The sequence below is a fragment of the Sporosarcina sp. Y352 genome, assembly GCF_056786535.1.
In genome coordinates, this window is record NZ_JBXCJE010000006.1 from 136,127 (window position 1) to 158,999 (window position 22,873).

Consider the following 22,873-nt stretch of genomic DNA (forward strand, 5'->3'; position numbering starts at 1 on the left):
GACCTTTGCAGTAACTTGCTATAAATGAAGGGTTTGTGAACAATTGCCTCACGGGGAGGAAAGTACTTCAATTCCTTCCCCATTTGCCCAGGGCAAGGCGTCAATCACATTTTTTAGATAAGTTTTGGTAAGCAATCAAATTTCGCATAGGCGCAAATGATTCGAAATCAGCCTATTTTACCTGTCTCCGCGAGGACACGAAGCTGTTTCACTTCATGTTTGGTCAGTTCACGTGCTTCGCCTGCATTCAACCCGTGGGTTGTTATGTTCCCAAATGATTCCCTACGAAGTTTTTGAACCGGACATCCGATTGCATCGAACATTCGACGTACTTGGCGGTTTCTGCCCTCGTGAATCGTGATTTCAATGAGTGCAGTACCGGCTTTCTTATCTACCGTCTGCATTTTCACATGCGCTGGAGCAGTTTTACCATCTTCCAAATCGATACCTTTTTCTAGTTTACGAAGCGCTTCACGATCAGGAATCCCTTTTACTTTTGCAATATACTTTTTCTTAATACCAAATTTCGGGTGTGTCATTAGATAAGAGAAGTCTCCATCATTCGTCATAATGATTACACCAGATGTATCGTAGTCAAGTCGTCCAACCGGGAAAATCCGTTGTTCAATTTGCGGAAACAGGTCTAAAACGGTTTTCCTACCTTTCTCATCGTCGACAGTGGAAATAACCCCTCTTGGTTTATATAGCAAATAGTATACGTAACTTTCTTTAACGAGCTCTACACCTTCAACTTCCACTCGGTCGGAATTGGATACTTTTGTCCCTAATTCCGTAACAACTACACCGTTCACTTTCACTTTACCAGCTACTATTAGTGTTTCGGATTTTCTCCGTGACGCAACTCCTGCTTGTGCTAGTACTTTCTGTAATCTTTCCATTAAGTCACCCCATCTTCATTCTGTAAAAAATTATGTCACACTTTGTCGTAAATGAAAAGAAGACTGACCTATATAGCATCAGTCTTCTCAAAAACGTCACAATTGAATTATTATTGGTGACGGGGTTTGTTTTCCACGATTCTCAGTAGCTTTCACTTAGATTCATTGTTTTAGTAGGACATTGCTCGCTACTAGCGGTTCTCCATTGAGTGAGACGGTCCATACGCCACTACTATTACCACTTTCCCCACGAGGGATTTGAATGACATTGGACAACTCTTCAGTTTCACCTTTTTTAAGCAGCAAACGAATGGATTTTTCCAATTCTGCTTCTACACCCGGTAGAATATCGTAAACTCCTTTTTTTGCGACGGTTACAATTTTATAGTTAGAAAAAACTTGATTTGCCAAGTTTTTATGTGTGTTCCAGTCATTACCGTCATTGAGCGTGACTACAATGATGTTTTTTCCATCCTTCTCAAAGTAGGTTGCAAGCGTTCGACCAGCAGCTTTTGTAAAACCTGTCTTCCCTGCAATTACAGTCGGTTCAGAATGGATAAGTCGGTGTTTATTTCGCCAGCTATAGACTCGATCCTTGCCCTCATAACTATAGTTTTTAGTGGATGCAATTTCACGGAACTGGTCATTTTCCATCGCGTAGTGCAGCATAAGCGCTGTTTCAAATGCCGTAGACAAGTGAAGCTCATCGTGCAGGCCAGAAGGATTAGTAAAAACAGTGTCATTCAAGCCGTAGAGTAGTGCGTTTTCATTCATTAAATTCACGAATCCATCCATTGAACCACCAGCTGCTTCTGATAAAGCAAACGCTGCATCATTCCCTGATCGCAACATCAAGCCGTAGAGCAACGCATACGAGTCCATACTTGTACCTGTCTGCAAATACAAGGAAGACCCTTCCGCTGATGCTGCTCGTGGAGATATAATTACATCTCCGGGAGGTGTACCACTTTCAAGGAACGTTAACGCCGTCCAGATTTTTGTCAGACTGGCAATTGGCAACCTGACATTTTCATTATGGCCTTCCAGTAACCTGCCCGTGTCTGCATCTATTACTGCCCATGCCTGACCGGACGCGGCCACTTCGTTTACCCCTGTGCCAAATAATATCGAGAAAAATAGGACAACAATGATTACCCGTTTCAAGAAATGTCTCCTCCTCAGTCATTTTCCATTGCAAATGCTTCCTGGAACTTTGTCATGAACAAGTCTGTTTCAATCTCCTCTCCCTCTTCGTCCTGAGAAAGCGGTGGCAAGCCGACAAGTGATTCCAAGCCGAAGCGGTCAAGAAACAAATCGGTCGTTCCATAAAGGATTGCTCGTCCACTTCCTTCAAAACGACCTTTTTCCATAATGAGCCCTTTAGCAATCAATGTGTTAATCGGGCCTTCGGATTTTACACCTCTTAGATCATCGATTTCAACGCGTGTTACAGGTTGTCTGTAGGCGATAATCGCCAATACTTCGAGAGAAGCCTGTGTCATGGTCTTTGGTGATGGATTTTCTAACAATCGTTTTAGATCCTCTGCAAATTCAGCTTTCGTCACTAAACGGTATGCACCACCAAAGATTTTCAGTTCAATACCACTTTCTCTACGTTCTTCATAGTTTGTCCGAAGCCAGTCGATTACCTCTGTAACTTCAGATTCATCATGCTCCGTCAAAGCCGTTAACTGTTGAATGGTTAACCCTTCATCACCTACGATGAATAAAAAACTTTCAATCATTCCCGGCAAGCGGCTTTCAATTACCATAACACTCATCCTCCCGTCGGAACGTCACAGTCATTTCGTCAAAATTACCATTCTGATCGACAGTGACGTCTCGCCGTTTCATTAATTCAAGCAATGATAGAAAGGTTACAACGAGATCGGTTGTCTCCCCGTCTTCAAATAGAGAGTAGAAATCACACTTTCCGCCTCCCCTTTCTAATATAGCCATAATTTCGTCCATTTTTTCATTTAGCGATACTTCTGTTTTTGTTATACTAGCCGTTAAGGGTGCTTTTAAACGCTTTCTATTTAACATCTTTTGGAATGCGCCGATTAGATCAAAAACATTTAAACTCACTTCCGATTCATTCGCGACGATTTCACCAAACTGCGTAAGATCTTCAGGTGTTTTTGTATAATGGACAGCTCGATCATCCGCCGATTCTTTCAGACTGATAGCAGCTTCCTTATACTTCCTATATTCAATAAGTCGAGCAACGAGTTCATCTCGCGGATCGTCTTCCGCATCCAGATCAAAGTCATCATCGAACGCTTCACTTTCGTGGACGGGAAGAAGCATTTTGCTCTTTATTTCTAGCAAAGTTGCAGCTAAAACTAGATATTCACTCAGCTCATCCAGTTGCAATACCCGCATCGCTTGAAGGTGTTCTATGTATTGTCCTGTCAATTGCGACATAGGGATATCGTATATATCAATTTCAAGTCTGTTGATTAAATGTAATAATAGATCTAGTGGACCTTCAAAAGCTTCCAATTTCACAAAATACGTCATACTTTCACACCTACCTATTTATCAAACTATGGAGAGGACTGTTAACATGCATCCGTACCATCATCCGTTATTCGTAAATTTCATTGTTTATTTTAACAGTAATCAAGACTATTTTGAATGTCATGAAGTACTGGAGGAATATTGGAAGTCTATTCCTAACAGAGATAAAAGCCACCCTTTAACCGCTTATATTCTCCTATCCACTGGAATGTATCATTGGCGTCGTGGTAATTTGAACGGCGCACTTCGAACGCTTGATAAAGCGATGGCAAAATTACCGGCATCTGAGATAGACACTCCCGCCTTCACAGACGAAATTGATTTCCATCTACTTATCCATAATTTAAAAAATGCAATCAGTCGATTGAAACAGCAACTCCCATTTGAATCGTTCCCGATTGTCATCAAATCGCCTACACTAACTAAACTCGTGCATAAAGCGGAACAATCTATGGAACTACTTCCCTTCGGTGATGATGCTGTCATTCATAAACATATGCTAAGAGACCGTAGTGATATTCTTAGAGAACGCGAAGAAAAGAAGAAGGGCAGATATTAATTATCTGCTCCTTCTTCTTTCTGCGTACATTTTTGTATAAATTGTACAGTTTCTTCCGTACCAACGCATTTCTGTTCAGGAAATAATGCCTGTACCTTTTTCACCATTTCCTTGCCGATCCCTTCACCACGAAAAGAGGGGTTGACGGAAATATGTTGCAAAGTGTACATTCCATCACCTAATTCAAGCCCAATAACACCGATAAAGTCGTCATCTTTTTTATAAAGATACAACTGCCATTTATCATCTGTTTCGTATTGGTGAATCGTGTCCTGCAGTTTTTTCACTGTTTTATCGCCGGGCATATACGAAAGTAAGCCCATTGCAATTTTTTCATTTATTTTCTTATAGCGTAGTAGTATCACTTGAATCCCTTCTTTTCTGAAAGTCCTTTCTGTTTCTAAAGGACTGACTGCGTTTTCCAATGATAAGCCTTGTCTATTATCGAGGATCGAGGACTGGTGCGACGAACCTCCAGTATACCGCCCCCCACATAATAGCTGCAACTACAATAAAGGCAAGCAGGAGGATATTGCGTTTGTTCAAATCTTCTCCCCCTGTCTAATTTGCTGCAACGGAATGTCGAGTCTGACAATATCTTCATAGGTCTCTCTACGAACAACCAGCTGGTCGACTCCTTTTTCGCAGAATACAATGGCAGGTTTAGGAAGTCGGTTGTAATTACTAGCCATAGAATAGCCGTAAGCTCCTGTACAGAAAACAGCGATAATATCGCCTTCGACAGGTTGTGCCAAATAAGCTTCTTCAATCAGCTTGTCCCCCGACTCACAACATTTCCCTGCTATCGTTACTTTATCATCGTGAGGCTCATTCATACGGTTTGCTGAGACCGCAGTATATTTTGCACCGTAAAGTGCAGGTCGTATATTATCTGACATTCCTCCGTCAACCGCTATATAAGTACGGATTCCTGGTACTTCTTTTGCGCTTCCAGCAGTATAAAGAGTCGTACCCGCATCTCCAACTAGTGATCTGCCCGGCTCTATCCAAACTTCAGGCATAGGGTAATTATAGCTGCGTGTCATAGACAAAACCACTTTTGCCATTTCTTCGATATATACTGACGGTTCAAGCGGTTTGTCTACCTCTGTATACCGAATACCAAAACCGCCGCCCAAGTTCAGAACGGTACATATGAATTGATGATTTTCTTGCCAGTCAACCATTTTCAACATAAGAGCTTCTGCAGCTAATCGAAATGCATCCGTCTCGAAAATCTGAGAGCCAATATGACAATGCATGCCCAGTAAGTTGATATAAGGATGATTGTACAGTTCGAGAAAAGCCTTATCTGTCTGACCATTTTTTAAATCGAAACCAAACTTAGAATCTTCTTGGCCAGTTGTAATATAATCATGCGTCGAAGCTTCTACTCCCGGCGTTACCCTAATAAGCACGTTCATCTTTTCTTCACGCGATTCCGCGATTTCTTTTACTAATCCGATTTCAGAAAAGTTATCGATAACAATACAGCCTATTTTTTCGTCGAACGCATACTGTAGCTCCGTAAAACTCTTATTGTTACCATGGAAGTGAATTCGATTGCTTGGGAAACCTGCGGCTACTGCTGTATACAGTTCTCCTCCAGAAACGACATCAAGAGAAAGACCTTGTTGTGCTGCTATTTCATATATAGCAATCGACGAAAATGCTTTACTCGCATAAGCGACTTGTGCACGGATGCCAACCTTTTCGAAAGTCTCTTTAAAAGCTTTTGCCCGTTCACGGAACAAGTCGATATCATAAACGATAAGTGGTGTTCCATAAGTATGTGCAAGATTAACCGTATCAACGTCACCTATTGTTAGGTGGCCTTGTTCGTTGATCGATTGAGTTCCGTATAAATGCATATTGCCTTCCCCCTCGACTTAGATAATTAAAACTTTATCATATATTGAAGGGTTGAAGCAACGTCTAGGACACACGGTTTCGATTAGGTGAGTTCGTTATGAATGGTCTAGGAGCATCTGCAGTCATCGGAAACCTTACTAGAACACGCAACATAGCTCTCGGGAAAAATGGGACAGCGGGCCATAAATATGGGATACCCATCGGCTTTAGAGAACATAAATAGTAAAATAGTACTGCAACAGCTATGAAAAATCCAGGTGCTCCAAGAAGTGCTGTCGATAACAAAATGCATAATCGGAAAATCTTTGTTGTCAAACTTAATTCGTAAGAGGGGATAGAGAAAGTGAAGATTGCGCTAACCGCTACATACAGTACGACTTCCGGAGTGAAAAGTCCAACATCGATTGCCACTTGTCCAATGACAATTGCGGCGACAAGTCCCATTGCGGTCGACATCGGCGTCGGCGTATGAATAGCTGCCATTCGGAGTATTTCGATACCTCCATCAGCAATGAGGAGCTGAACAAGAAGTGGGATGTCCCCAAGGTCTTTTGGCCCGATGTAACTGAGGAAATCTGGTAAGTATTGTTGTTTCGTCGCGAGCAAATACCAAAATGGCAAGAGAATGAGACTCATTACTGCTGCAAAGAAACGCATTAACCTGACCATTGTTCCGATAAGCGGTGCCTGGCGATATTCTTCGGCATGTTGAAGATGATGAAATAAAGGCGCAGGTACAAGTATGGCTGAAGGTGACGTATCAACAATAATTGCGACATGCCCTTCTAGCAAATGAGCCGCACATATATCTGGGCGCTCTGTAAAACGTACAAAAGGCATAGGGTGAAAACGCTGTTTCATGAGAAATTCTTCAAGTGATTTATCTGTCATCGTTAGACCATCATGACGAATTGCATCCAATCTTTCCCGGACATACGTTAAATGCTCTTCACTAGCCGCTCCTTGCATATATGTAATGGCGACGTCTGTTTTTCCATTCATCGACACTTTATGCATTTCAAACCGTAAATCTTCTGTTCGAATTCGCCTTCTGACGAGCGCTGTATTTTGGATGATATTCTCCGTAAATCCGTCTCTAGATCCTCTGACAACTTTTTCGTTATCCGGTTCGTCAGGCTGCCTGCCCGGATAAGATCGTATATCAATCGTAAATGCATAACCATCAGGTGTTACAAAGCCTGCCATACCACTTAGAATCGAAGTGAGTAACTCGTCAGTATCTTTTACATTTGAAACAGCATGATATGGAAAAAAAGAGAGGAAGCGTTCCCCTCCATCTTCCACATCGTCGTTTCTCTCGTTATTCCTCTCGTTACTTCTTTCGTTATTCCTTTGCATCTCCGTCAATAACATTGTTATCGTGAGACCGTCAATAAGTCCATTAATATAAAACAGCATTGTTGGCATTTCCCAAAGGTGCAACGACCTGGCGGTGGCATCGAACGACTTGTCTTTGCCAAAACATCTATAAAACCATTCTTCAGCTTCATTCATTGACTGAAATAATTTTTCCATTAGTTCAATCCGTCCTCACTTTTATAATACTTTCTTCCGGGTCTGCACCCATCCATTGTTTTAATTGTGCCAGGATTTTCTTTTCAAGCCGTGACACTTGTACTTGTGATATTCCAATTCTTTCCGCAATATCACTTTGTGTACAATCCAAATAATAGCGCATGTAGATAATCGTCTGATCTCGTTTATTCAACTTGGATATGACATCTCGAAGCGGGATGTGATCGAATACTCTCTCGGATCTGTCATCGCGAAGCTGATCCATAAGCGTTAGGCTATCTCCTTCACTTTCATAGAGCTGCTCATGAAGTGAGGCAGGATCACGCAAGGCGTCAGATGCTAGAACGATTTCGTCGACTGTTACTTCAAGTACTGCCGCAACTTCTGAAATAGATGGTGATTTACCATGTAATTTGATGTAATCATCGGTTGCATGACGAATTTTAAAACTAAGCTCCCGGATTGACCGACTCACTTTAACCATTCCGTCATCCCTAAGAAAACGCTGAATTTCTCCAACAATCATCGGGACGGCATATGTCGAAAATTTAACTTCATACGACAAATCGAACTTATCAATGGATTTCATAAGACCGATACAACCAATCTGGAACAAATCTTCAGGATCCGCGCCGCGGGAAGAAAATCGCTGGACGATGGACCAGACGAGCCGCGTATTCCCTTCTACCATCATTCTTCTTGCTTCTTTATCACCTTCTTGTGAAACTTTGATGAGTTCCCTCATCTTTTCCTGGGTCAACAAAGCGGGTTTCACTTCAACAGATGCGTCCATGGGTCACCTCATTCTGCTTGCTTCCGGGACCGGAGAAAACGTTTTTTCGAACTTGACGGATGTTCCATTCCCTAGTACAGATTCGACAGATACACTGTCGGCGAAACTTTCCATTATCGTAAATCCCATTCCCGATCGCTCCATGAACGGTCTTGTCGTAAACATCGGTTCCATTGCCTGCTCTACGTCAAAAATACCCATTCCTTCATCTCGGACCGTCATTGTCACTTTATTTCCTTCAATCAATGCATGCAGGGTGACTAGACTCTTCCCATCACATTCGTAACCATGAATAATCGCATTCGTTACAGCTTCTGAAACAATTGTCTTAAATTCAGAGATTTCTTCGATTGTCGGGTCCAACGGCGTGATAAAACACGTCATTGCCATCCTTGCAAGCGCTTCATTTTCTTCAATAGCGACGAATGATAACGTCATTTCATTGTTCATGTAATACCCCTCCAATTTCCCCGATCGCGATATCGACCGTGCAATGCCTTATATTCGGTCCCAGACCAGAAAATGTAAATATCTTCTCCATTGTTACGGATGGATTTAATATGAGTGTTTCCCCTTCAATAGGTGCTAAATCACGCATCCTGCCGAGAATGAGTCCTATTCCTGCACTATCCATGAAACCGAGATTTGCCAAATTCCAAATGACCGCCTTGACTTGTCCGCTAAAAATAGATGACGAAATGTGGGAACGGATTCGATTTGCCTCATGATTGTCCAATTCCCCTCGCAGTGTTGCAATTAAAATTCCATTGTCAATAATTTCGATGTCAGCCATGCTGAACCCCCTCCTTCCTGCAAATTATTCCACAACCGGAGGGTAAAAACCTTACACTTGACAGAACTAGTCAAAGTCATTGAAAGGTTCTTATATTTCGACATTGCCAACTACTAGTGAAAGTATGTACGTCTTCCAATCGATTTACACATGAGAGAAAAAAGAATTAGTTGACGCGGATTCTCGGGTGGGCGGCGGGAATTCTCGAACGGTTGACGGGGGCTATTGGGCGGTCCACTACATAGCAAAAAAGCTCCCCCCACCAATAAGTATTTGGTGGGGGGAGCTATGATTTCAATTACTATCAGCCCGTTATCATTTCTCCGATGAGACGCGGACCTTCTACTGCTACTTTTCCTACAGTAATATGTTTTTGTATAAGTTTCATGGATTGCTCTACATTTTCTGTATTTGAATGAATGATGGCGAGCGCTTCACCTTCTTGCACAGCGTCACCAATTTTCTTTGTTAACACAATTCCTACTGCCAGATCAATTTCAGCATCTTTGGTGGCTCTTCCTGCACCGAGGAGCATTGCGGCAACACCGATGTCATCTGCGTCCATCTTCGTAACATAACCTGATGATAACGCTGGTACGACTATTTGGTATTGTGCGGTTGGCAATAATGAAATATCATGTATGACCTTACCGTTACCACCTTGTGCTTCTATCAATTTACCGAATAATTCAAGCGCTGAACCATCAGCAATGACGGCTTTTAACATACTCCGAGCTTCATCGATTGAATCTGCTTTTGCTCCAGCTACAATCATTTTGCTACCAAGAACGAGACAAAGTTCTGTCAAATCTTCTGGACCATTCCCTTTGAGGGTTTCAATTGCCTCAATCACTTCAAGAGAGTTTCCGATTGCAAACCCTAATGGCTGACTCATATCAGAAATGACTGCCATCGTATTTCTACCGACCTGCTTTCCAATGGCAACCATTGAATGCGCCAGCACTTTTGCGTCTGCTTCCGTTTTCATGAATGCGCCGTCTCCCGTTTTCACATCCAAAACAATTGCATCTGCTCCTGCAGCAATTTTCTTACTCATAATGGAACTTGCAATTAGTGGAATACTATTAACCGTAGCAGTCACATCACGCAAGGAATACAGTTTTTTGTCGGCAGGCGTCAAGTTGCCACTTTGACCAATGACCGCCAATTTTAAATCATTCACTTGCTTTACGAACTGTTCTTCAGTTAGTTCAATGTGAAACCCTTCTATCGACTCTAGCTTGTCGAGTGTCCCACCAGTATGACCAAGCCCCCTACCGCTCATCTTCGCGACGGGAACGCCGCATGCTGCAACCAGTGGGGCAAGTATTAGCGTTGTTGTGTCGCCAACTCCACCTGTAGAATGTTTATCGACTTTTATTCCTTCGATTGCAGACAAGTCGATTTGGTCACCAGATTCTACCATCGCCATAGTTAAGTATCCTTGTTCTTCCGAAGTCATCCCTTTGAAATAGACCGCCATAAGGAATGCACTCGCTTGATAGTCAGGAATCGATCCATCTGTATATCCATTCACGAAGAATGTAATCTCTTCTTTCGTCAGGGCGTAGCCATCTCGTTTTTTCTCAATTACATCAACCATTCTGAACAAAATCATCACACCTCTTCTAATAAATCTAAGAAACTCTTGCCGAATTCAGGCATTTTCACATTAAAGTTTTCTGCAATCGTCGCGCCAATGTCTGAGAAAGTTTCATTCTGCGGCATAGCTCCACCCTTGTTAAATGATGGTGAGTAAATAATAAGGGGAACATATTCCCTTGTATGATCTGTACCTTCATGGACGGGATCATTGCCGTGATCTGCAGTTAGGATTAGCAAATCATTCGGACGCATTGCACTCATGATTTCTGCGAGTCTCACGTCGAACTCTTGCAGAGCATTTCCGTAACCAAGCGGATCCCTGCGATGCCCAAATAATGCATCAAAATCAACCAGATTCGTGAAACTGAGCCCCGTGAAGTCTTTTTTCATAACATCCAACAACTTATCAACACCGTCCATATTGCTGACAGTACGTACAGAATCCGTTATTCCTTCTCCATTATAAATATCAGAGATTTTCCCAATTGCAATCACTTCATAACCCGCATCTACCATTTCATTCATGACAGTACGACCGAATGGCTTCAATGCATAATCATGGCGGTTCGTAGTACGTTCGAAATTACCCGGTTCGCCGATGAACGGACGTGCAATAACACGGCCGACTAAAAACTCGGGCTTCATTGTTAATTCTCTTGCTATTTCACAAATCCGATATTGTTCCTCAATCGGGATAATCCCCTCGTGCGCAGCGATTTGCAATACTGGATCCGCCGACGTATAGACAATTATTGCGCCGGTCTCCATATGTTCTTGACCTAACTCATCAATAATTCCAGTACCACTTGCCGGTTTATTGCCAATTACTTTCCGACCAATGCGTTGTTCTAATTCTGAAATCAGTTCTTGTGGGAAACCATTTGGATATACTTTAAATGGTTTATCTATATTGAGGCCCATTATTTCCCAATGACCCGTCATAGTATCTTTCCCAACAGAAGATTCCTGCATTTTACCAAAATAGCCTCTGGGTTCATTCACAGGAGGGATGCCTTGTATTTCACTAATATTGGAAAGACCAAGACTGCCCATAATTGGCATATTTAATCCCCCCATAGCTTCACCGATATGACCCAGTGTGTCTGCACCTACATCACCGAAAAGATGTGCGTCTGGCGATTCCCCTATCCCCACAGAATCGAGTACGATTAGATGGATGCGTTCAAATTGTTGTTTTTTCATTATATTTCCTCCATAAATTACGATTTCTTTAGACTTTTAAGCTCTAGGATGAAACTTCACATAGACGTCTTTCAACCTGGATCGGCTGACATGCGTATATATTTGTGTAGTTGAGATATCGGCGTGACCGAGCATTTCTTGAACTGCCCTTAAATCTGCGCCATTTTCGATAAGGTGTGTAGCAAAAGTATGCCGCAGTATATGTGGTGTCAACTCTTTCTGTATACCCGCTTTTAAGGCATGTCCATTCAACAGTTTCCAACAGCCCTGTCTAGTTAGTCTAGTTCCCCTCATATTAACGAATAATGCTTCAGTTCCTCTTTGTTTCTCGATGAAAATCGGTCGAGCTTCTTCTATATAGCGCTTACATGCCTCGATAGACTTGCCTCCAAGCGGGATAATTCTTTCCTTACCACCTTTACCAAATACACGGACGAATCCCATAGATAAGTGAATATCATCCATATTAAGTCCAATCAGTTCACTTACCCGCATTCCCGTCCCATATAAAATTTCAAGTAAGGCCGTATCTCTTACGCCCTGAGGCTTAGAACGATCTGGTGACTCAATCAACTTGTCTACTTCTTCCATCGACAAAATACGCGGTAACTTTTGTTCAAGTTTCGGTAATTCCAAATGGACGGTTGGGTCTTGCGTTGTTACTTTTTCCCGAAGTAAAAATTGGTGAAACGAACGAATGGATGAAATATGCCTGGATATGGTTCGTGGTGATTTCCCGCCTTCTTTCATCTTTCGCAGATGACTTAGTATTGCTGGACGGTCAACGTCATCGATTGATTTATAACCTGCTAGTTCCATATTCCCCATATATTCATCAAGGTCCCTTTTATATGAAACAATTGTATTTACGGATAATTGGCGCTCCACTTTCAGGAAGTGCATATAATCCTCCAGTGCAAAACCGCTATCTTTCATAAACGGCGGGAAACATAAATAAAAATTCCTTCTGCTTTCAACTTAAGCAAACCCCTTCCCCCTTTTACCAGTTTCAGGAATACAGTACATAGTGATGTGCACCACTCAGCTCATAATATCGAGACATAAAGTTGGCGACCGTAACCTAGACGCAAAACCCTCATTCTTTTCAACCTTTAAGTAATACATGAACCATTTTTCACAATTTCAATTTCAATGAAAAAAGGACAGCTTTATGCTATCCTCTGTTTCAGTCTCCACTTTCATCAGTGTTTGATTTACATCTTTTACAAATGCCATGAAACGTTAACCAGTGGTCTTTAATTGCGAATTCAAAACGGTTCTCAACAATCTTTTCAACATCTCCGAGAAGATCCTCCTGAATTTCATCCACTGCTCCACATTCGATACATATAAGATGGTGATGAAAATGCGCAGCGCCTTCCTGCCGCAGATCATATCGCGATACACCGTCACCAAAATTGATTTTATCGACTACCTTTAGATCTGTTAGCAATTCTAGCGTTCGGTACACAGTAGCAAGCCCGATTTCCGGTGCTTTCTCTTTAACTAGCAAAAATACATCTTCAGCACTCAGATGATCTTCCTCATGCTCAAGGAGGACCAAAACCGTCGCTTCACGCTGAGGCGTCAGCTTGTAGCTGGCCCCGTGCAATTGTTGTTTTATCCGATCGATTCGGCTCTCCATACGACGCCCCCCTCAAACTGACTCCATTATAACAAACGGTCTTTCCTTATGACAACAGAAAGGGAGCGAGGAGTAAAATGGCGAAACTGATTTTCTATCTTAAAATGAATTGAAAAACGATAATTTCGATGGCTATTACAGCAGTTGAAACACCAATAATTGTCGGTAACGCACGCGTATTGGGTCTTTTCCCAATTGTTGAACGCATAAAGTATGGCGGGCTGAGGACAGCACAATACACTAGAAACATGAAACAAATAAGAAACTGAAAAGGGAACCACCAAATCGAATACTCCATAATTTTCATTCCTGAAGCAAGCAAATACGCGGATGATAACCCAAACAGAACACATTTTACAGCACCGAGAAATAAGACTGTGAACCGTGTTTTTCTAAACGACGACAACCCGAATGCAACGACAAAGAATAATGCTGCCGTTCCCACAGGTCTAATATAGCCTGCATCATGACCTAGAACAACGCGAGCGTCATAGAAGGTAACCACTCTTTCCACTGCGGTCATAGACATCTCACGAAATAAAAGCGCCCCTCCAATATAACCGATCGCGAGAATAACGAATAAATGGATGAACGATAAAGAACGGACCATAGCTGCACCTCCGCATAGTTTGTACAACATATGCTTGTCCGTCCAAAATTAGTTCACTTTGTTAAAAGGTTTTTAGCGTAAAGAATAGCAAAGGCCGTTTTGGCATCAAAAATATCCCCGGATGTAACCATTTCTTCCGCTTCCTTTAGGGTCACTTCCAGCAGTCCAATGAATTCATCTTCATCGCCAGAAGCAGGATTGTCGATTTTATATAAGTTCCTTGCCAAGTAGATGTGAATGATTTCATTCGCAAAACCGGGTGAAGTGGCAAATGATTGAATATATGTAAAATCTTTAGCGCCATACCCTGTTTCTTCTTCAAGTTCACGGACCGCTGTGATCTCAGGTTTTTCTCCAGGATCGATTTTGCCGGCAGGTATCTCAATTAATATACGATCCAATGCTTTTCGATATTGTTCAACGAGAACGATTTTCTTCTCTTCAGTAATCGCTAGGATTGCGACCGCACCCGGGTGTTTGATGAGCTCACGCATAGCGCTATTCCCGTCCGGCAGCTCTACCTTTTCAACGCGCAAAGTGATCACTTTTCCTTCATACAACGTTTCACCTGAAATTGTTTTTTCTTCGTAATTTTTCAATACAATCAATCCCTTCAAATGGTATTTCTAATGGAGTCATTGTACCATGGGAAAAACAGGGGGTGTTCTTATGAAGAAAAGAGAGTTGGGTAATAGCGGACTTTTCGTCTCTGAAATTGGATTAGGCTGCATGTCGCTTCCTAATGATTTTGATGAATCAAAAAGGATTGTTGATGCTGCCCTACATGCGGGCATAAATTATTTTGATACTGCGGATTTATATGATGCTGGTAAAAATGAAGAACTTATTGGAAAAGCTTTGAAAGGTAAGCGTCAAGAAATTATCCTGGCTACAAAAGCGGGAAACAAAATGAACGCGGATGGTAATGGATGGACATGGGACTCTTCTAAAGAACATATTATGGCTGCCGTAAAAAAGAGCTTGTTGCGTCTAGGAACAGACTATATCGATGTCTACCAGCTTCACGGGGGAACGATGGAGGACAATGTTGAGGAAACGATTGATGCATTTCAGAGCTTGAAAAAAGAAGGTCTGATTCGTCAATATGGCATTTCTTCCATTCGTCCAAACGTCATTAAACGATTTTTGGAGAGTGGTTCCGCAGTCACAGTCATGATGCAATATAATTTACTTGACCGCAGACCTGAAGAATGGTTTCCAATGATACACAGCGCTGGTGCATCTGTCATTACTCGAGGAACGATAGCCAAAGGTTATTTAACTTCGGAAGGATTATCAAGAGCCAGTAAAACGGACGGATTTGTCGAATATGATACAAATGCGTTAAAACAGGTACTCGTATCGCTCGATAGCAAATCAGAAGATTTACATGCAGCTGCAATTGCATTCGTACTTGAAGATAAAACGGTTGGTTCTGCACTTATTGGTGCTCGTACAACTGAACAATTGCTCGATTCCATAATTGCTTACGAGAAAAAGGTAAGTGAATTTGAAATGGCTCAACTAAGAAACATCGCAAAAAAACATGTATATAAAGAACATCACATTAAGTTGTAGATTGTTGGCATTTAAAAGCAGTTCACCTTGCTACAAGATCTCGGGTGTGTTATGTTGTCTAGACGTCAGAATGTAACGAGTGATATAAATGATAAAAATGAGTTTACCAAACACTATATTTTTAAAACAAAATCCCTTGACTGGAATCAGTCAAGGGATTTTGTTTCCTTAAGACAACTTGGTAATTATATGCTATTTACAGTGAGAAAGCACCTAGTTTAAGTTATGCAAGGAGGAGACTTTTTTGGATGAACAAAAATACAAAGATCTTAAATTAGGCGAACGTGGTGCAATAATAAGTATAATTGCATATATATTTCTTTCTGTATTGAAGATAACTATAGGAAATATTACTGATTCAGAAGCTTTAAAAGCAGATGGTTTAAATAACACCTCCGACATCATTGCTTCCATTGCCGTACTTGTTGGGTTAAAACTCTCTCAAAGACCACCAGACAAAAACCATAAATATGGACACTGGAAAAGCGAAACAATCGCTTCTTTGCTTGCCTCTTTCATCATGATGGCAGTAGGTATACAGGTATTAATCAGTGCAGCCATCACTTTTTTTCAAGGGGGTAATGAATCTCCAGATATACTCGCTGGATATGTCGGTATTTTTTCTTTCGGAGTAATGTATGTAGTATACCGTTACAATAAAAAGCTTTCAGAAAGAATAAATAGCCAAGCTATCATGGCCGCTGCAAAGGATAATATATCAGATGCTTGGGTAAGTATTGGTGCAGCAATTGGGATATTTGGCTCCCAATTAGGCATGCCATGGCTTGATCCGCTTACTGCCTTAGTTGTAGGATATCTAATTTGTAAAACTGCATGGGATATTTTTAGTCAAGCCTCTCATGATTTAAGTGATGGATTTGATGAAATTGAAATGATTGTCTATAAGAATACAATTCAAGCGGTACCCGGCGTTCAGAAAGTAAAAGAAGTAAAAGCTAGAAAGTATGGTAACAACGCAGTTGTCGATGTGGTCATTCTTGTAGAATCATCCCTAAATATTAATGAAGCGCACAGTATTTCGACATCAGTTGAAAAAGTATTAGTAAATAAACATGATGTATACGACGTACACGTTCATGTGGAACCTAATTCGAATTCGGAGCAGGATTAGTTTATTGAGGAGTGTTAATTATGTGGAAGTACCTAATAATACTCGTATGTTGTACTATTATTCCGGGCTGTCAAGGAGACAATAGTGAGGCAATAAACCAGATAGAAATGCTTCATTATTGCTGATAGCATACTATTTTAACACTTGGTGATAATTGTTAAATATGTTTAAATTTAAGGATTCGCATATGCTATTGGACTATGCACAGTCGATTTTATTAGTTCTTTATATCACCCATGATACTATTCTTCTCTTTTATATCCTTAGAAACAAAAAGCTTCATCCCCGGAAATTGGAATGAAGCTTTTTGTCGTGGTTACGTATTTATTATCGAGCACCAATTAGTTCTTCATAAGTAATCTCGATCATTCCTGGAATCTCAGTCGGAGATACCCCCAATAAGTCGCAAGGACGTCCAACCTTTTCTATTTTTCCATCTTTAACTTTAACGATGCGGTCCGCAAGTGCGTGGGCATCATTTTGATTATGCGTGACAAAAATTGCAGTTATTTTTGCTGCCTTGAGAATCCTTCGAAGATCTTCACGAATTTTCACTTGCAAATCTGTATCCAGGTTACTGAATGGCTCATCAAGAAGAATCAGTTCAGGTTCCGGAGCTAGTGCCCGTGCAAGTGCAACCCGCTGCTGCTGGCCCCCACTCAACTGGTGAGGATACCGTTTTTCAAATCCTGTTAGTTCAACGAGTTCAAGCACTTCTCGTGCACGCTTTTTTTTGTCTTTCCTAGTCATTTTCGGGAGCCCAAATAGAATATTTTCCTCAACACTCATATGCGGGAAAAGTGCATAGTCCTGAAAAACCATACCGATTCCACGTTTTTCCGGTTGCTGGAACGTCTGGTCGCAAAACATCTTCTTACCATTCAGAATAAATGAGCCTCCTGCCGGCATTTCTAGCCCTGCAATTAAACGAAGAAGTGTACTTTTTCCACTTCCACTGCGGCCAAGTATTGAAATAATTTCTCCTTTTTCCACCGTGAAGGAGAAATTATCGATCGTTTTCAAGGGGGATTTGGGATAAGAGAACTGCAAACTTTTAATATCTATAAACATATTATTCCGGCTCCTCTCTTAGTAACTTATGGAAAACAAAGATCGCAATCGTGCTAACACCTACAATTAATAATGATGCTTGTGATGCTTCCATAATCTTTTCATCACTTGCATATTGGAACGCCTTTGTCGCTAATGTATCGTAATTAAATGGCCGTAAGATTAACGTTAACGGAATTTCTTTTAGTATATCTACAAACACAAGAATAAATCCACTAATAATAGCGCCCTTCATCATAGGTACATCTATCTTGAAAAATGTTCGAAGGCTGTTTGCTCCTAGCATACGAGACGCATCACGGAAATCTGTTCCAATTTTATCAAAACCCGATTCAATTGAATTATAGCCGATTGCAAAAAAACGGATGACATACGCACTAATTAGCATAAACAAACTGACGCTCAATACAAGTTCTGAATCTGTACCAAAGAACCGATAGATAGGAGCGAGAAATCGGTCAAGCGCAATGAATGTTGTAATAACAGCCACAGCTACAACCACACCGGGTATCGAATAACCGAGGACCGTTAATTTCGGCAGTACTTTGGCAAACTTGTGACTGACAATTCGACTAAAGTTACCTACTACTAATGAAAATATAATTATTAAGAATGCACCCATTCCCGCTACAATAACAGAGTTTTTCGTATAGAGTAATACATCCTGCATTGGTACTTTACCAAACGTCAGTATAACCCAATCAATTAACTGAAGGATTGGTATAAAAAATGCCACACTAAAAATAATAACTGTGTACAACGTCGCAAATACCGCTTTCTTCCCCTTTAGTTTAACAAGTGGAAGTGGTCTTACTTTTGTCGTGGAGTAGCTAAATTGTTTGCCCCCTCGTAGTAAACGTTCAATAATCAGAATAACAATAACAATTCCCATAAGAGAGGCAGCTAGTTTGATGGATGACTCCAAATCACCAAGCCCGAACCACGTTTGAAAAATAGCCGTACTAAAGGTCTGAATTCCAAAATATTTCACTACCCCGTAATCGTTTAAAACTTCCAAAACTACTAGACTCACACCACCAATTATGGATACACGGGAAATTGGGATCACAACTTTAAAGAAGATTTCAAAAGGACCTTTCCCTAAAGTCCGCGCACTTTCAATTAGAGAAGCAGATTGATGAGAAAGAAAAATTCTCGTAATCATATATACATACGGATAAAGAAACAATGTATAAATGAAAATCGCACCTGGGACATGCATAATGTCAAAATAGGCAGGATTCGGTATGATATCGAAATGGTTACGTAGTGTCTTTTGAATGACGCCCGTGTAATTAATGATGCCGTGATACGTATAGGCACCAATGAAAGGCGGAATCGATAATGGAAGAATAAGCGCCCATTTCATAAAGTTCCTGAGCGGAAAATTATATTGGGCAATGAGCCAAGCGAGACTGAGCCCGATTGCAATCGTGAACAGCGCCGTAAAGAAAACGAGTGTGAGCGATGACTTTATATAGTTAAGAAGCATGAATTCCTTTATATGTGCCCAATTTTCACTTGCTGGTGAAAAAATGCCTACTACAATCGATATATTAGGTAAAAATAGCATGATGATAATGAGTATTGCACCAATCGTCCATCCGTTTACATTAGCTAAATGCTTGTTCATATCAAAAACCATCCTTTACCTTTTCAGCAATAACCCCCTTGCCGGAAATACGGAAGGGGGCTCGACTTTTATTTCCAGCCGACTTCGTTAAAAATCATAATCGCTTTCGCGTTATTCTCTCCTAGAGTCGATAATGGTATATCTTGTTCTTTAAATTCTCCCCAAGATTTAAGGAGTTCTGAAGGCTCTACATTAGCATTCACAGGGAATTCATAATTCGCTGAGGCAAACTCGCCTTGCGCTTCTTCCCCAGTAAGAAATTCAAGTAATTTAAGTGCGTTCTCCGCATTTTTCGAACCTTTGATAACTCCAGCTCCACTAATATTTACATGTGTTCCCGTCGTTTCTTGATTTGGAAAGAAAACACCAAGGTTTTCTGCTACTTTCACTTCTTCCGGTTCTTCTGAATGAAGCATTTGACCGAAATAGTATGAGTTCATAATTGCGACGTCACCGATACCCGCAGCGATTGCTTTCGCCTGATCTCGATCTCCGCCTTCAGGATTTTGGGCAAAGTTATTGACGAGACCTTGTGCCCATTCTTTTGCTTCCTCTTCACCATTTATCTCTATGAATGAAGCGAGAAGTGACTGGTTATAAACACTTTCAGAAGATCGGACGAGAACACGCCCTTTCCACTTGTCTTCAGTAAGCGCTTCGTACGTGGAAAGCTCTTCAGGTTTGATTTTATCTTTATTATACACAAGAATTCTCGCACGTTTCGTCAAACCCACCCACATATCGTCAATATCACGCAAGTTCTCAGGTATTTGTTTTGATAAGATGTCACTTGACACGGTTTGAAGTAGTCCTTCTTCTTTCGCACGATACAGTCTACCGACGTCAGCTGTTAGTAATACATCCGCTTTCGTTGCAGATCCTTCACGCTTGATGCGCTCGATTAGTACATCAGCTTCGTCTTTGATGACGTTAACTTTAATGCCGGTTTCTTGTTCAAACTTTTTATATAATTCATTATCAACGTCATAATGACGGCTTGTATACAAATTCACTTCTGATTTCTCGTTTTTTTCGGAATCTGCATTTGTATCCGTACTACTTTCCTTTTTAGTTGTACTTCCACAAGCAGCAAGTACGAGCATCACGGCAATAACGACTAAGAATAAACTTCTTTTCATGACATTCCAACTCCCAACATTTATTTTATAATTGAAAATGATTCTCAATCTCACTAATAATATATAATGAGATACATTGGAAGTCAATCTATATTTTATATTCAGTCAATTATAAGGCCAGTCTTCTATGATTTGCATGTCCCAACTAAAAATCCGCAGCCTCTCTATGTTAATAGAACAAGCAGGCGACATGAAAACATATTAAGCTTTTTGTTCAGATAACTGTATTGATTTCTTCTTTTTCGAAGGGACAATATATTTAACGCAATTGCTGTTAAAGATTCATGATACTCAATGTACATACCGCGTAACACCATTGTGATATTGTTGAGATAGCAATTAGATTTGGGAGGAAGAATTTTGACGAATCCACATTCCAACTATACAAGTAAGAAATTGAATTTCACTAAGAAAACGTGGATCCTCCTTATTGGTATTATTTTCATGGCATCCACGCTCCGTTCACCATTAACGACTGTTGGTCCATTAATTTCCTCTATAAAAGACAGCTTGACGATTTCCAATACACTAGCAGGGTTTTTAACAACCATTCCACTGCTTGCATTTGCACTAATCTCACCCTTCGCTCCGAAGATTGCACGACGCTTCGGGTTGGAATTGACATTATTCTTTTCTCTTCTATTATTAACTGCAGGCATTGTCATTCGTTCTCTGGGTTCAACGTCAAATTTACTTATCGGCACTTTCCTACTTGGACTCGCCATTGCGTTCGGCAATGTTTTATTGCCCAGTTTGATAAAACTCAATTTCCCGCTCCATATTGGCCTTATGACTGGCATTTATTCTGTAGCTATGAATATATCGGCGTCAATTGCAGTCGGTGTCAGTGTTCCGCTTGCGAGTGGAATGAATTTCGGATGGGAAGGTGCGCTTGGTGTATGGGGTGTTTTATCTTTCATCGCTGTGTTATTTTGGTTTCCTCAACTTAAAAATAAGAAAACATCAAAAGTGGATACACTCGCATCACTTAAAACAAAATCCGCTTCTCTATTGCGCTCCCCTATGGCTTGGAGCGTAACCTTTTTCATGGGTTTCCAATCTTTGTTATTTTATACAACTTCGGCATGGTTACCAGAAGTATTAAAATCTCAAGGATTGGATGCTGGCAGTGCTGGGTGGATGGTTTCCCTCATGCAATTTTCACAATTACCCATGACATTCATCATTCCAATTCTAGCCGGGAAAGTGAAAGATCAGCGCTGGATTGTCGCAAGTGCTGCGGTTTTATATCTATCGGGTTATATAGGTATTATGGTTGGTGAAACCGCGCTTGTTCCGTTATTTATGATTTTAATAGGTATTGCAGGCGGAGTAGCTTTCGGACTGTCGATGATGTTCTTCAGCTTACGCACTCGAACACCACATGAAGCAGCAAATCTGTCAGGCATGGCACAGTCTTTCGGTTACGCACTTGCTGCAGCCGGTCCTGTTTTGTTTGGTATTTTACACGACTTCACATCCAGTTGGACAATACCAATGCTGCTAATTATCCTTTCAAGTATAGGTATTCTTATATCAGGCATGAAAGCAGGTAAAAATGGTTTCGTTACTCCTGAATAACGAAGGTAAAGCCGAAACTACAATAGTTTCGGCTTTTTTCTATTCAGAGATTTATATGGGATTGTCATTCGCACTAAAATATCGATCCTCCACAGACTTAAATATAAATTGGAGCCACCAGCCTTAAAAGTCGTAATTTGCTTCTTTTGCTTCTCTAATCTTTGTATAGGTTTCTGTTAACACAACGGTATCCTCTACTAAACGGTCAATCCGGAAGTGCACATCATCATTTACAATTTCTTTGCGAAGAAAGTCCTGCTCCTCAATAAATACGTAGGTTTGAACAATCTGTGCCTTCATATAGGCTAAAATCGGTTTTAACTGCTGCTCCGCAATCAAGTAATGCTTTGGTGAACCGGCAGTTACAAGCATGCTCACTACTTTATCCCGAAACGCATTGACCGGTAGCAAGTCAAAAATGTTCTTTAATGTCGCTGGAATAGATGCCTGAAAAATGGGTGTCCCAATGATAATTGCATCAGCTTCCATTATTATTTTTGATACAAATCCTGTATCTCCTTCATAGTCCAAATAATTGCGCCCATCACTAAATTGAACGTTATAATCAGCTAAGTCTATTAATGTCACTGTTGCATTTGGATATTTTTCAGCAATTGATTCTACTGTGTGGTTCATGGCTGTTCTTGTTTTTGAGCCCACTATTGAACCCGATATTCCAACGATTTTCATGGTAGGATCCT

The 22,873-nt window shown here is 40.9% G+C and carries 24 protein-coding genes; 4 read left to right on the forward strand and 20 right to left on the reverse strand.

Annotated elements, in window-relative coordinates; translation table 11 throughout:
• Positions 1-167: 167 nt before the first annotated feature.
• The 4 genes from AC1TO6_RS12375 to AC1TO6_RS12390 all read right to left on the reverse strand — a co-directional run bounded on the left by AC1TO6_RS12375 (position 168) and on the right by AC1TO6_RS12390 (position 3,422).
• Positions 168-899: a pseudouridine synthase gene (locus tag AC1TO6_RS12375; protein WP_482101911.1), complete on the reverse strand. Its 732-nt coding sequence runs from the start codon at positions 897-899 to the stop codon at positions 168-170.
• Positions 900-1,061: 162 nt separating this feature from the next.
• Entirely contained in the window at positions 1,062-2,063 is a 1,002-nt protein-coding gene (locus tag AC1TO6_RS12380; RefSeq protein WP_482101912.1) for a D-alanyl-D-alanine carboxypeptidase family protein, read from the reverse strand.
• Between the two features lie 14 nt (positions 2,064-2,077).
• Positions 2,078-2,671: an SMC-Scp complex subunit ScpB gene (gene scpB / locus AC1TO6_RS12385; RefSeq protein WP_482101913.1), complete on the reverse strand. Its 594-nt coding sequence runs from the start codon at positions 2,669-2,671 to the stop codon at positions 2,078-2,080.
• Complete coding sequence (locus AC1TO6_RS12390) at positions 2,661-3,422, reverse strand: segregation/condensation protein A (RefSeq protein ID WP_482101914.1); 762 nt, start codon at positions 3,420-3,422, stop codon at positions 2,661-2,663. Before AC1TO6_RS12390 ends, scpB begins: the two co-directional genes overlap by 11 nt.
• Before the next feature lie 46 nt (positions 3,423-3,468).
• Between AC1TO6_RS12390 and AC1TO6_RS12395 the strand changes: the two genes are divergently transcribed.
• Positions 3,469-3,981 (forward strand): DUF309 domain-containing protein, encoded by a 513-nt coding sequence (locus tag AC1TO6_RS12395; protein WP_482101915.1) that lies wholly within the window; start codon positions 3,469-3,471, stop codon positions 3,979-3,981.
• On the opposite strand, the gene AC1TO6_RS12400 is transcribed toward AC1TO6_RS12395, so the two are convergent.
• The 12 genes from AC1TO6_RS12400 to AC1TO6_RS12455 form a co-directional block, all read right to left on the reverse strand.
• On the reverse strand, positions 3,978-4,346 hold the full coding sequence (locus AC1TO6_RS12400; protein ID WP_482101916.1) for a GNAT family N-acetyltransferase: 369 nt from the start codon (positions 4,344-4,346) through the stop codon (positions 3,978-3,980). The genes AC1TO6_RS12395 and AC1TO6_RS12400 overlap by 4 nt on opposite strands.
• Before the next feature lie 177 nt (positions 4,347-4,523).
• Entirely contained in the window at positions 4,524-5,852 is a 1,329-nt protein-coding gene (lysA, locus tag AC1TO6_RS12405; RefSeq protein ID WP_482101917.1) for a diaminopimelate decarboxylase, read from the reverse strand.
• A 64-nt stretch (positions 5,853-5,916) separates the two neighbouring features.
• Positions 5,917-7,389 carry a spore germination protein gene (locus tag AC1TO6_RS12410; protein ID WP_482101918.1) on the reverse strand — a complete coding sequence of 491 codons (1,473 nt, stop codon included), beginning with the start codon at positions 7,387-7,389 and terminating at the stop codon, positions 5,917-5,919.
• A 4-nt stretch (positions 7,390-7,393) separates the two neighbouring features.
• Positions 7,394-8,182, reverse strand: a complete 789-nt coding sequence (locus AC1TO6_RS12415) for a SigF/SigG family RNA polymerase sporulation sigma factor (RefSeq protein ID WP_482101919.1) — start codon at positions 8,180-8,182, stop codon at positions 7,394-7,396.
• Between the two features lie 3 nt (positions 8,183-8,185).
• Positions 8,186-8,632: an anti-sigma F factor gene (gene spoIIAB / locus AC1TO6_RS12420; RefSeq protein WP_482101920.1), complete on the reverse strand. Its 447-nt coding sequence runs from the start codon at positions 8,630-8,632 to the stop codon at positions 8,186-8,188.
• Positions 8,622-8,975: an anti-sigma factor antagonist gene (locus tag AC1TO6_RS12425; RefSeq protein WP_482101921.1), complete on the reverse strand. Its 354-nt coding sequence runs from the start codon at positions 8,973-8,975 to the stop codon at positions 8,622-8,624. The genes spoIIAB and AC1TO6_RS12425 overlap by 11 nt, the downstream gene beginning before the upstream one ends.
• A 304-nt stretch (positions 8,976-9,279) precedes the next feature.
• On the reverse strand, positions 9,280-10,578 hold the full coding sequence (locus tag AC1TO6_RS12430) for a pyrimidine-nucleoside phosphorylase (protein ID WP_482102021.1): 1,299 nt from the start codon (positions 10,576-10,578) through the stop codon (positions 9,280-9,282).
• Between the two features lie 14 nt (positions 10,579-10,592).
• Positions 10,593-11,783, reverse strand: coding sequence for a phosphopentomutase (gene deoB / locus AC1TO6_RS12435; RefSeq protein ID WP_482101922.1), 1,191 nt, complete (start codon positions 11,781-11,783; stop codon positions 10,593-10,595).
• A 36-nt stretch (positions 11,784-11,819) separates the two neighbouring features.
• Positions 11,820-12,719: a site-specific tyrosine recombinase XerD gene (gene xerD, locus AC1TO6_RS12440; protein WP_482101923.1), complete on the reverse strand. Its 900-nt coding sequence runs from the start codon at positions 12,717-12,719 to the stop codon at positions 11,820-11,822.
• Positions 12,720-12,969: 250 nt separating this feature from the next.
• Positions 12,970-13,428: a ferric iron uptake transcriptional regulator gene (gene fur / locus AC1TO6_RS12445; protein ID WP_482101924.1), complete on the reverse strand. Its 459-nt coding sequence runs from the start codon at positions 13,426-13,428 to the stop codon at positions 12,970-12,972.
• A 94-nt stretch (positions 13,429-13,522) separates the two neighbouring features.
• Positions 13,523-14,038 (reverse strand): hypothetical protein, encoded by a 516-nt coding sequence (locus tag AC1TO6_RS12450; protein WP_482101925.1) that lies wholly within the window; start codon positions 14,036-14,038, stop codon positions 13,523-13,525.
• A 53-nt stretch (positions 14,039-14,091) separates the two neighbouring features.
• Entirely contained in the window at positions 14,092-14,637 is a 546-nt protein-coding gene (locus tag AC1TO6_RS12455) for an NUDIX hydrolase (protein WP_482101926.1), read from the reverse strand.
• A 70-nt stretch (positions 14,638-14,707) separates the two neighbouring features.
• On the opposite strand from AC1TO6_RS12455, the gene AC1TO6_RS12460 reads away from it, so the two are divergent.
• A complete protein-coding gene (locus tag AC1TO6_RS12460; protein ID WP_482101927.1) occupies positions 14,708-15,616 on the forward strand; it encodes an aldo/keto reductase in 909 nt (302 codons plus the stop codon).
• A 244-nt stretch (positions 15,617-15,860) separates the two neighbouring features.
• Positions 15,861-16,748: a cation diffusion facilitator family transporter gene (locus tag AC1TO6_RS12465; RefSeq protein WP_482101928.1), complete on the forward strand. Its 888-nt coding sequence runs from the start codon at positions 15,861-15,863 to the stop codon at positions 16,746-16,748.
• Positions 16,749-17,075: 327 nt separating this feature from the next.
• Here AC1TO6_RS12465 and AC1TO6_RS12470 read toward each other — a convergent pair whose 3' ends face one another.
• From AC1TO6_RS12470 to AC1TO6_RS12480, 3 genes are all read right to left on the reverse strand, one after another.
• On the reverse strand, positions 17,076-17,819 hold the full coding sequence (locus AC1TO6_RS12470; protein ID WP_482101929.1) for an ABC transporter ATP-binding protein: 744 nt from the start codon (positions 17,817-17,819) through the stop codon (positions 17,076-17,078).
• 1 nt (position 17,820) lies between these two features.
• Positions 17,821-19,452, reverse strand: a complete 1,632-nt coding sequence (locus AC1TO6_RS12475) for an ABC transporter permease (RefSeq protein WP_482101930.1) — start codon at positions 19,450-19,452, stop codon at positions 17,821-17,823.
• 68 nt (positions 19,453-19,520) lie between these two features.
• Complete coding sequence (locus tag AC1TO6_RS12480) at positions 19,521-20,591, reverse strand: Fe(3+) ABC transporter substrate-binding protein (RefSeq protein ID WP_482101931.1); 1,071 nt, start codon at positions 20,589-20,591, stop codon at positions 19,521-19,523.
• Positions 20,592-20,951: 360 nt separating this feature from the next.
• Between AC1TO6_RS12480 and AC1TO6_RS12485 the strand changes: the two genes are divergently transcribed.
• Positions 20,952-22,172, forward strand: a complete 1,221-nt coding sequence (locus AC1TO6_RS12485; RefSeq protein ID WP_482101932.1) for a CynX/NimT family MFS transporter — start codon at positions 20,952-20,954, stop codon at positions 22,170-22,172.
• A 123-nt stretch (positions 22,173-22,295) separates the two neighbouring features.
• Here the strand turns inward: AC1TO6_RS12485 and AC1TO6_RS12490 are convergent, their stop codons facing one another.
• A complete protein-coding gene (locus AC1TO6_RS12490; RefSeq protein ID WP_482101933.1) occupies positions 22,296-22,862 on the reverse strand; it encodes an NADPH-dependent FMN reductase in 567 nt (188 codons plus the stop codon).
• Between the last annotated feature and the right edge of the window lie 11 nt (positions 22,863-22,873).

Excerpts from the sequence above, each read along its gene's own strand:
- AC1TO6_RS12375 (WP_482101911.1), bottom strand. The coding sequence starts at position 899 with ATGGAAAGATTACAGAAAGTACTAGCACAAGCAGGAGTTGCGTCACGG.
- scpB (WP_482101913.1), bottom strand. The coding sequence starts at position 2,671 with ATGGTAATTGAAAGCCGCTTGCCGGGAATGATTGAAAGTTTTTTATTC.
- AC1TO6_RS12390 (WP_482101914.1), bottom strand. The coding sequence starts at position 3,422 with ATGACGTATTTTGTGAAATTGGAAGCTTTTGAAGGTCCACTAGATCTA.
- AC1TO6_RS12395 (WP_482101915.1), top strand. The coding sequence starts at position 3,469 with ATGCATCCGTACCATCATCCGTTATTCGTAAATTTCATTGTTTATTTT.
- lysA (WP_482101917.1), bottom strand. The coding sequence starts at position 5,852 with ATGCATTTATACGGAACTCAATCGATCAACGAACAAGGCCACCTAACA.
- AC1TO6_RS12410 (WP_482101918.1), bottom strand. The coding sequence starts at position 7,389 with ATGGAAAAATTATTTCAGTCAATGAATGAAGCTGAAGAATGGTTTTAT.
- AC1TO6_RS12415 (WP_482101919.1), bottom strand. The coding sequence starts at position 8,182 with ATGGACGCATCTGTTGAAGTGAAACCCGCTTTGTTGACCCAGGAAAAG.
- spoIIAB (WP_482101920.1), bottom strand. The coding sequence starts at position 8,632 with ATGAACAATGAAATGACGTTATCATTCGTCGCTATTGAAGAAAATGAA.
- AC1TO6_RS12425 (WP_482101921.1), bottom strand. The coding sequence starts at position 8,975 with ATGGCTGACATCGAAATTATTGACAATGGAATTTTAATTGCAACACTG.
- AC1TO6_RS12430 (WP_482102021.1), bottom strand. The coding sequence starts at position 10,578 with ATGGTTGATGTAATTGAGAAAAAACGAGATGGCTACGCCCTGACGAAA.
- deoB (WP_482101922.1), bottom strand. The coding sequence starts at position 11,783 with ATGAAAAAACAACAATTTGAACGCATCCATCTAATCGTACTCGATTCT.
- xerD (WP_482101923.1), bottom strand. The coding sequence starts at position 12,719 with ATGAAAGATAGCGGTTTTGCACTGGAGGATTATATGCACTTCCTGAAA.
- fur (WP_482101924.1), bottom strand. The coding sequence starts at position 13,428 with ATGGAGAGCCGAATCGATCGGATAAAACAACAATTGCACGGGGCCAGC.
- AC1TO6_RS12450 (WP_482101925.1), bottom strand. The coding sequence starts at position 14,038 with ATGGTCCGTTCTTTATCGTTCATCCATTTATTCGTTATTCTCGCGATC.
- AC1TO6_RS12460 (WP_482101927.1), top strand. The coding sequence starts at position 14,708 with ATGAAGAAAAGAGAGTTGGGTAATAGCGGACTTTTCGTCTCTGAAATT.
- AC1TO6_RS12470 (WP_482101929.1), bottom strand. The coding sequence starts at position 17,819 with ATGTTTATAGATATTAAAAGTTTGCAGTTCTCTTATCCCAAATCCCCC.
- AC1TO6_RS12475 (WP_482101930.1), bottom strand. The coding sequence starts at position 19,452 with ATGAACAAGCATTTAGCTAATGTAAACGGATGGACGATTGGTGCAATA.
- AC1TO6_RS12480 (WP_482101931.1), bottom strand. The coding sequence starts at position 20,591 with ATGAAAAGAAGTTTATTCTTAGTCGTTATTGCCGTGATGCTCGTACTT.
- AC1TO6_RS12490 (WP_482101933.1), bottom strand. The coding sequence starts at position 22,862 with ATGAAAATCGTTGGAATATCGGGTTCAATAGTGGGCTCAAAAACAAGA.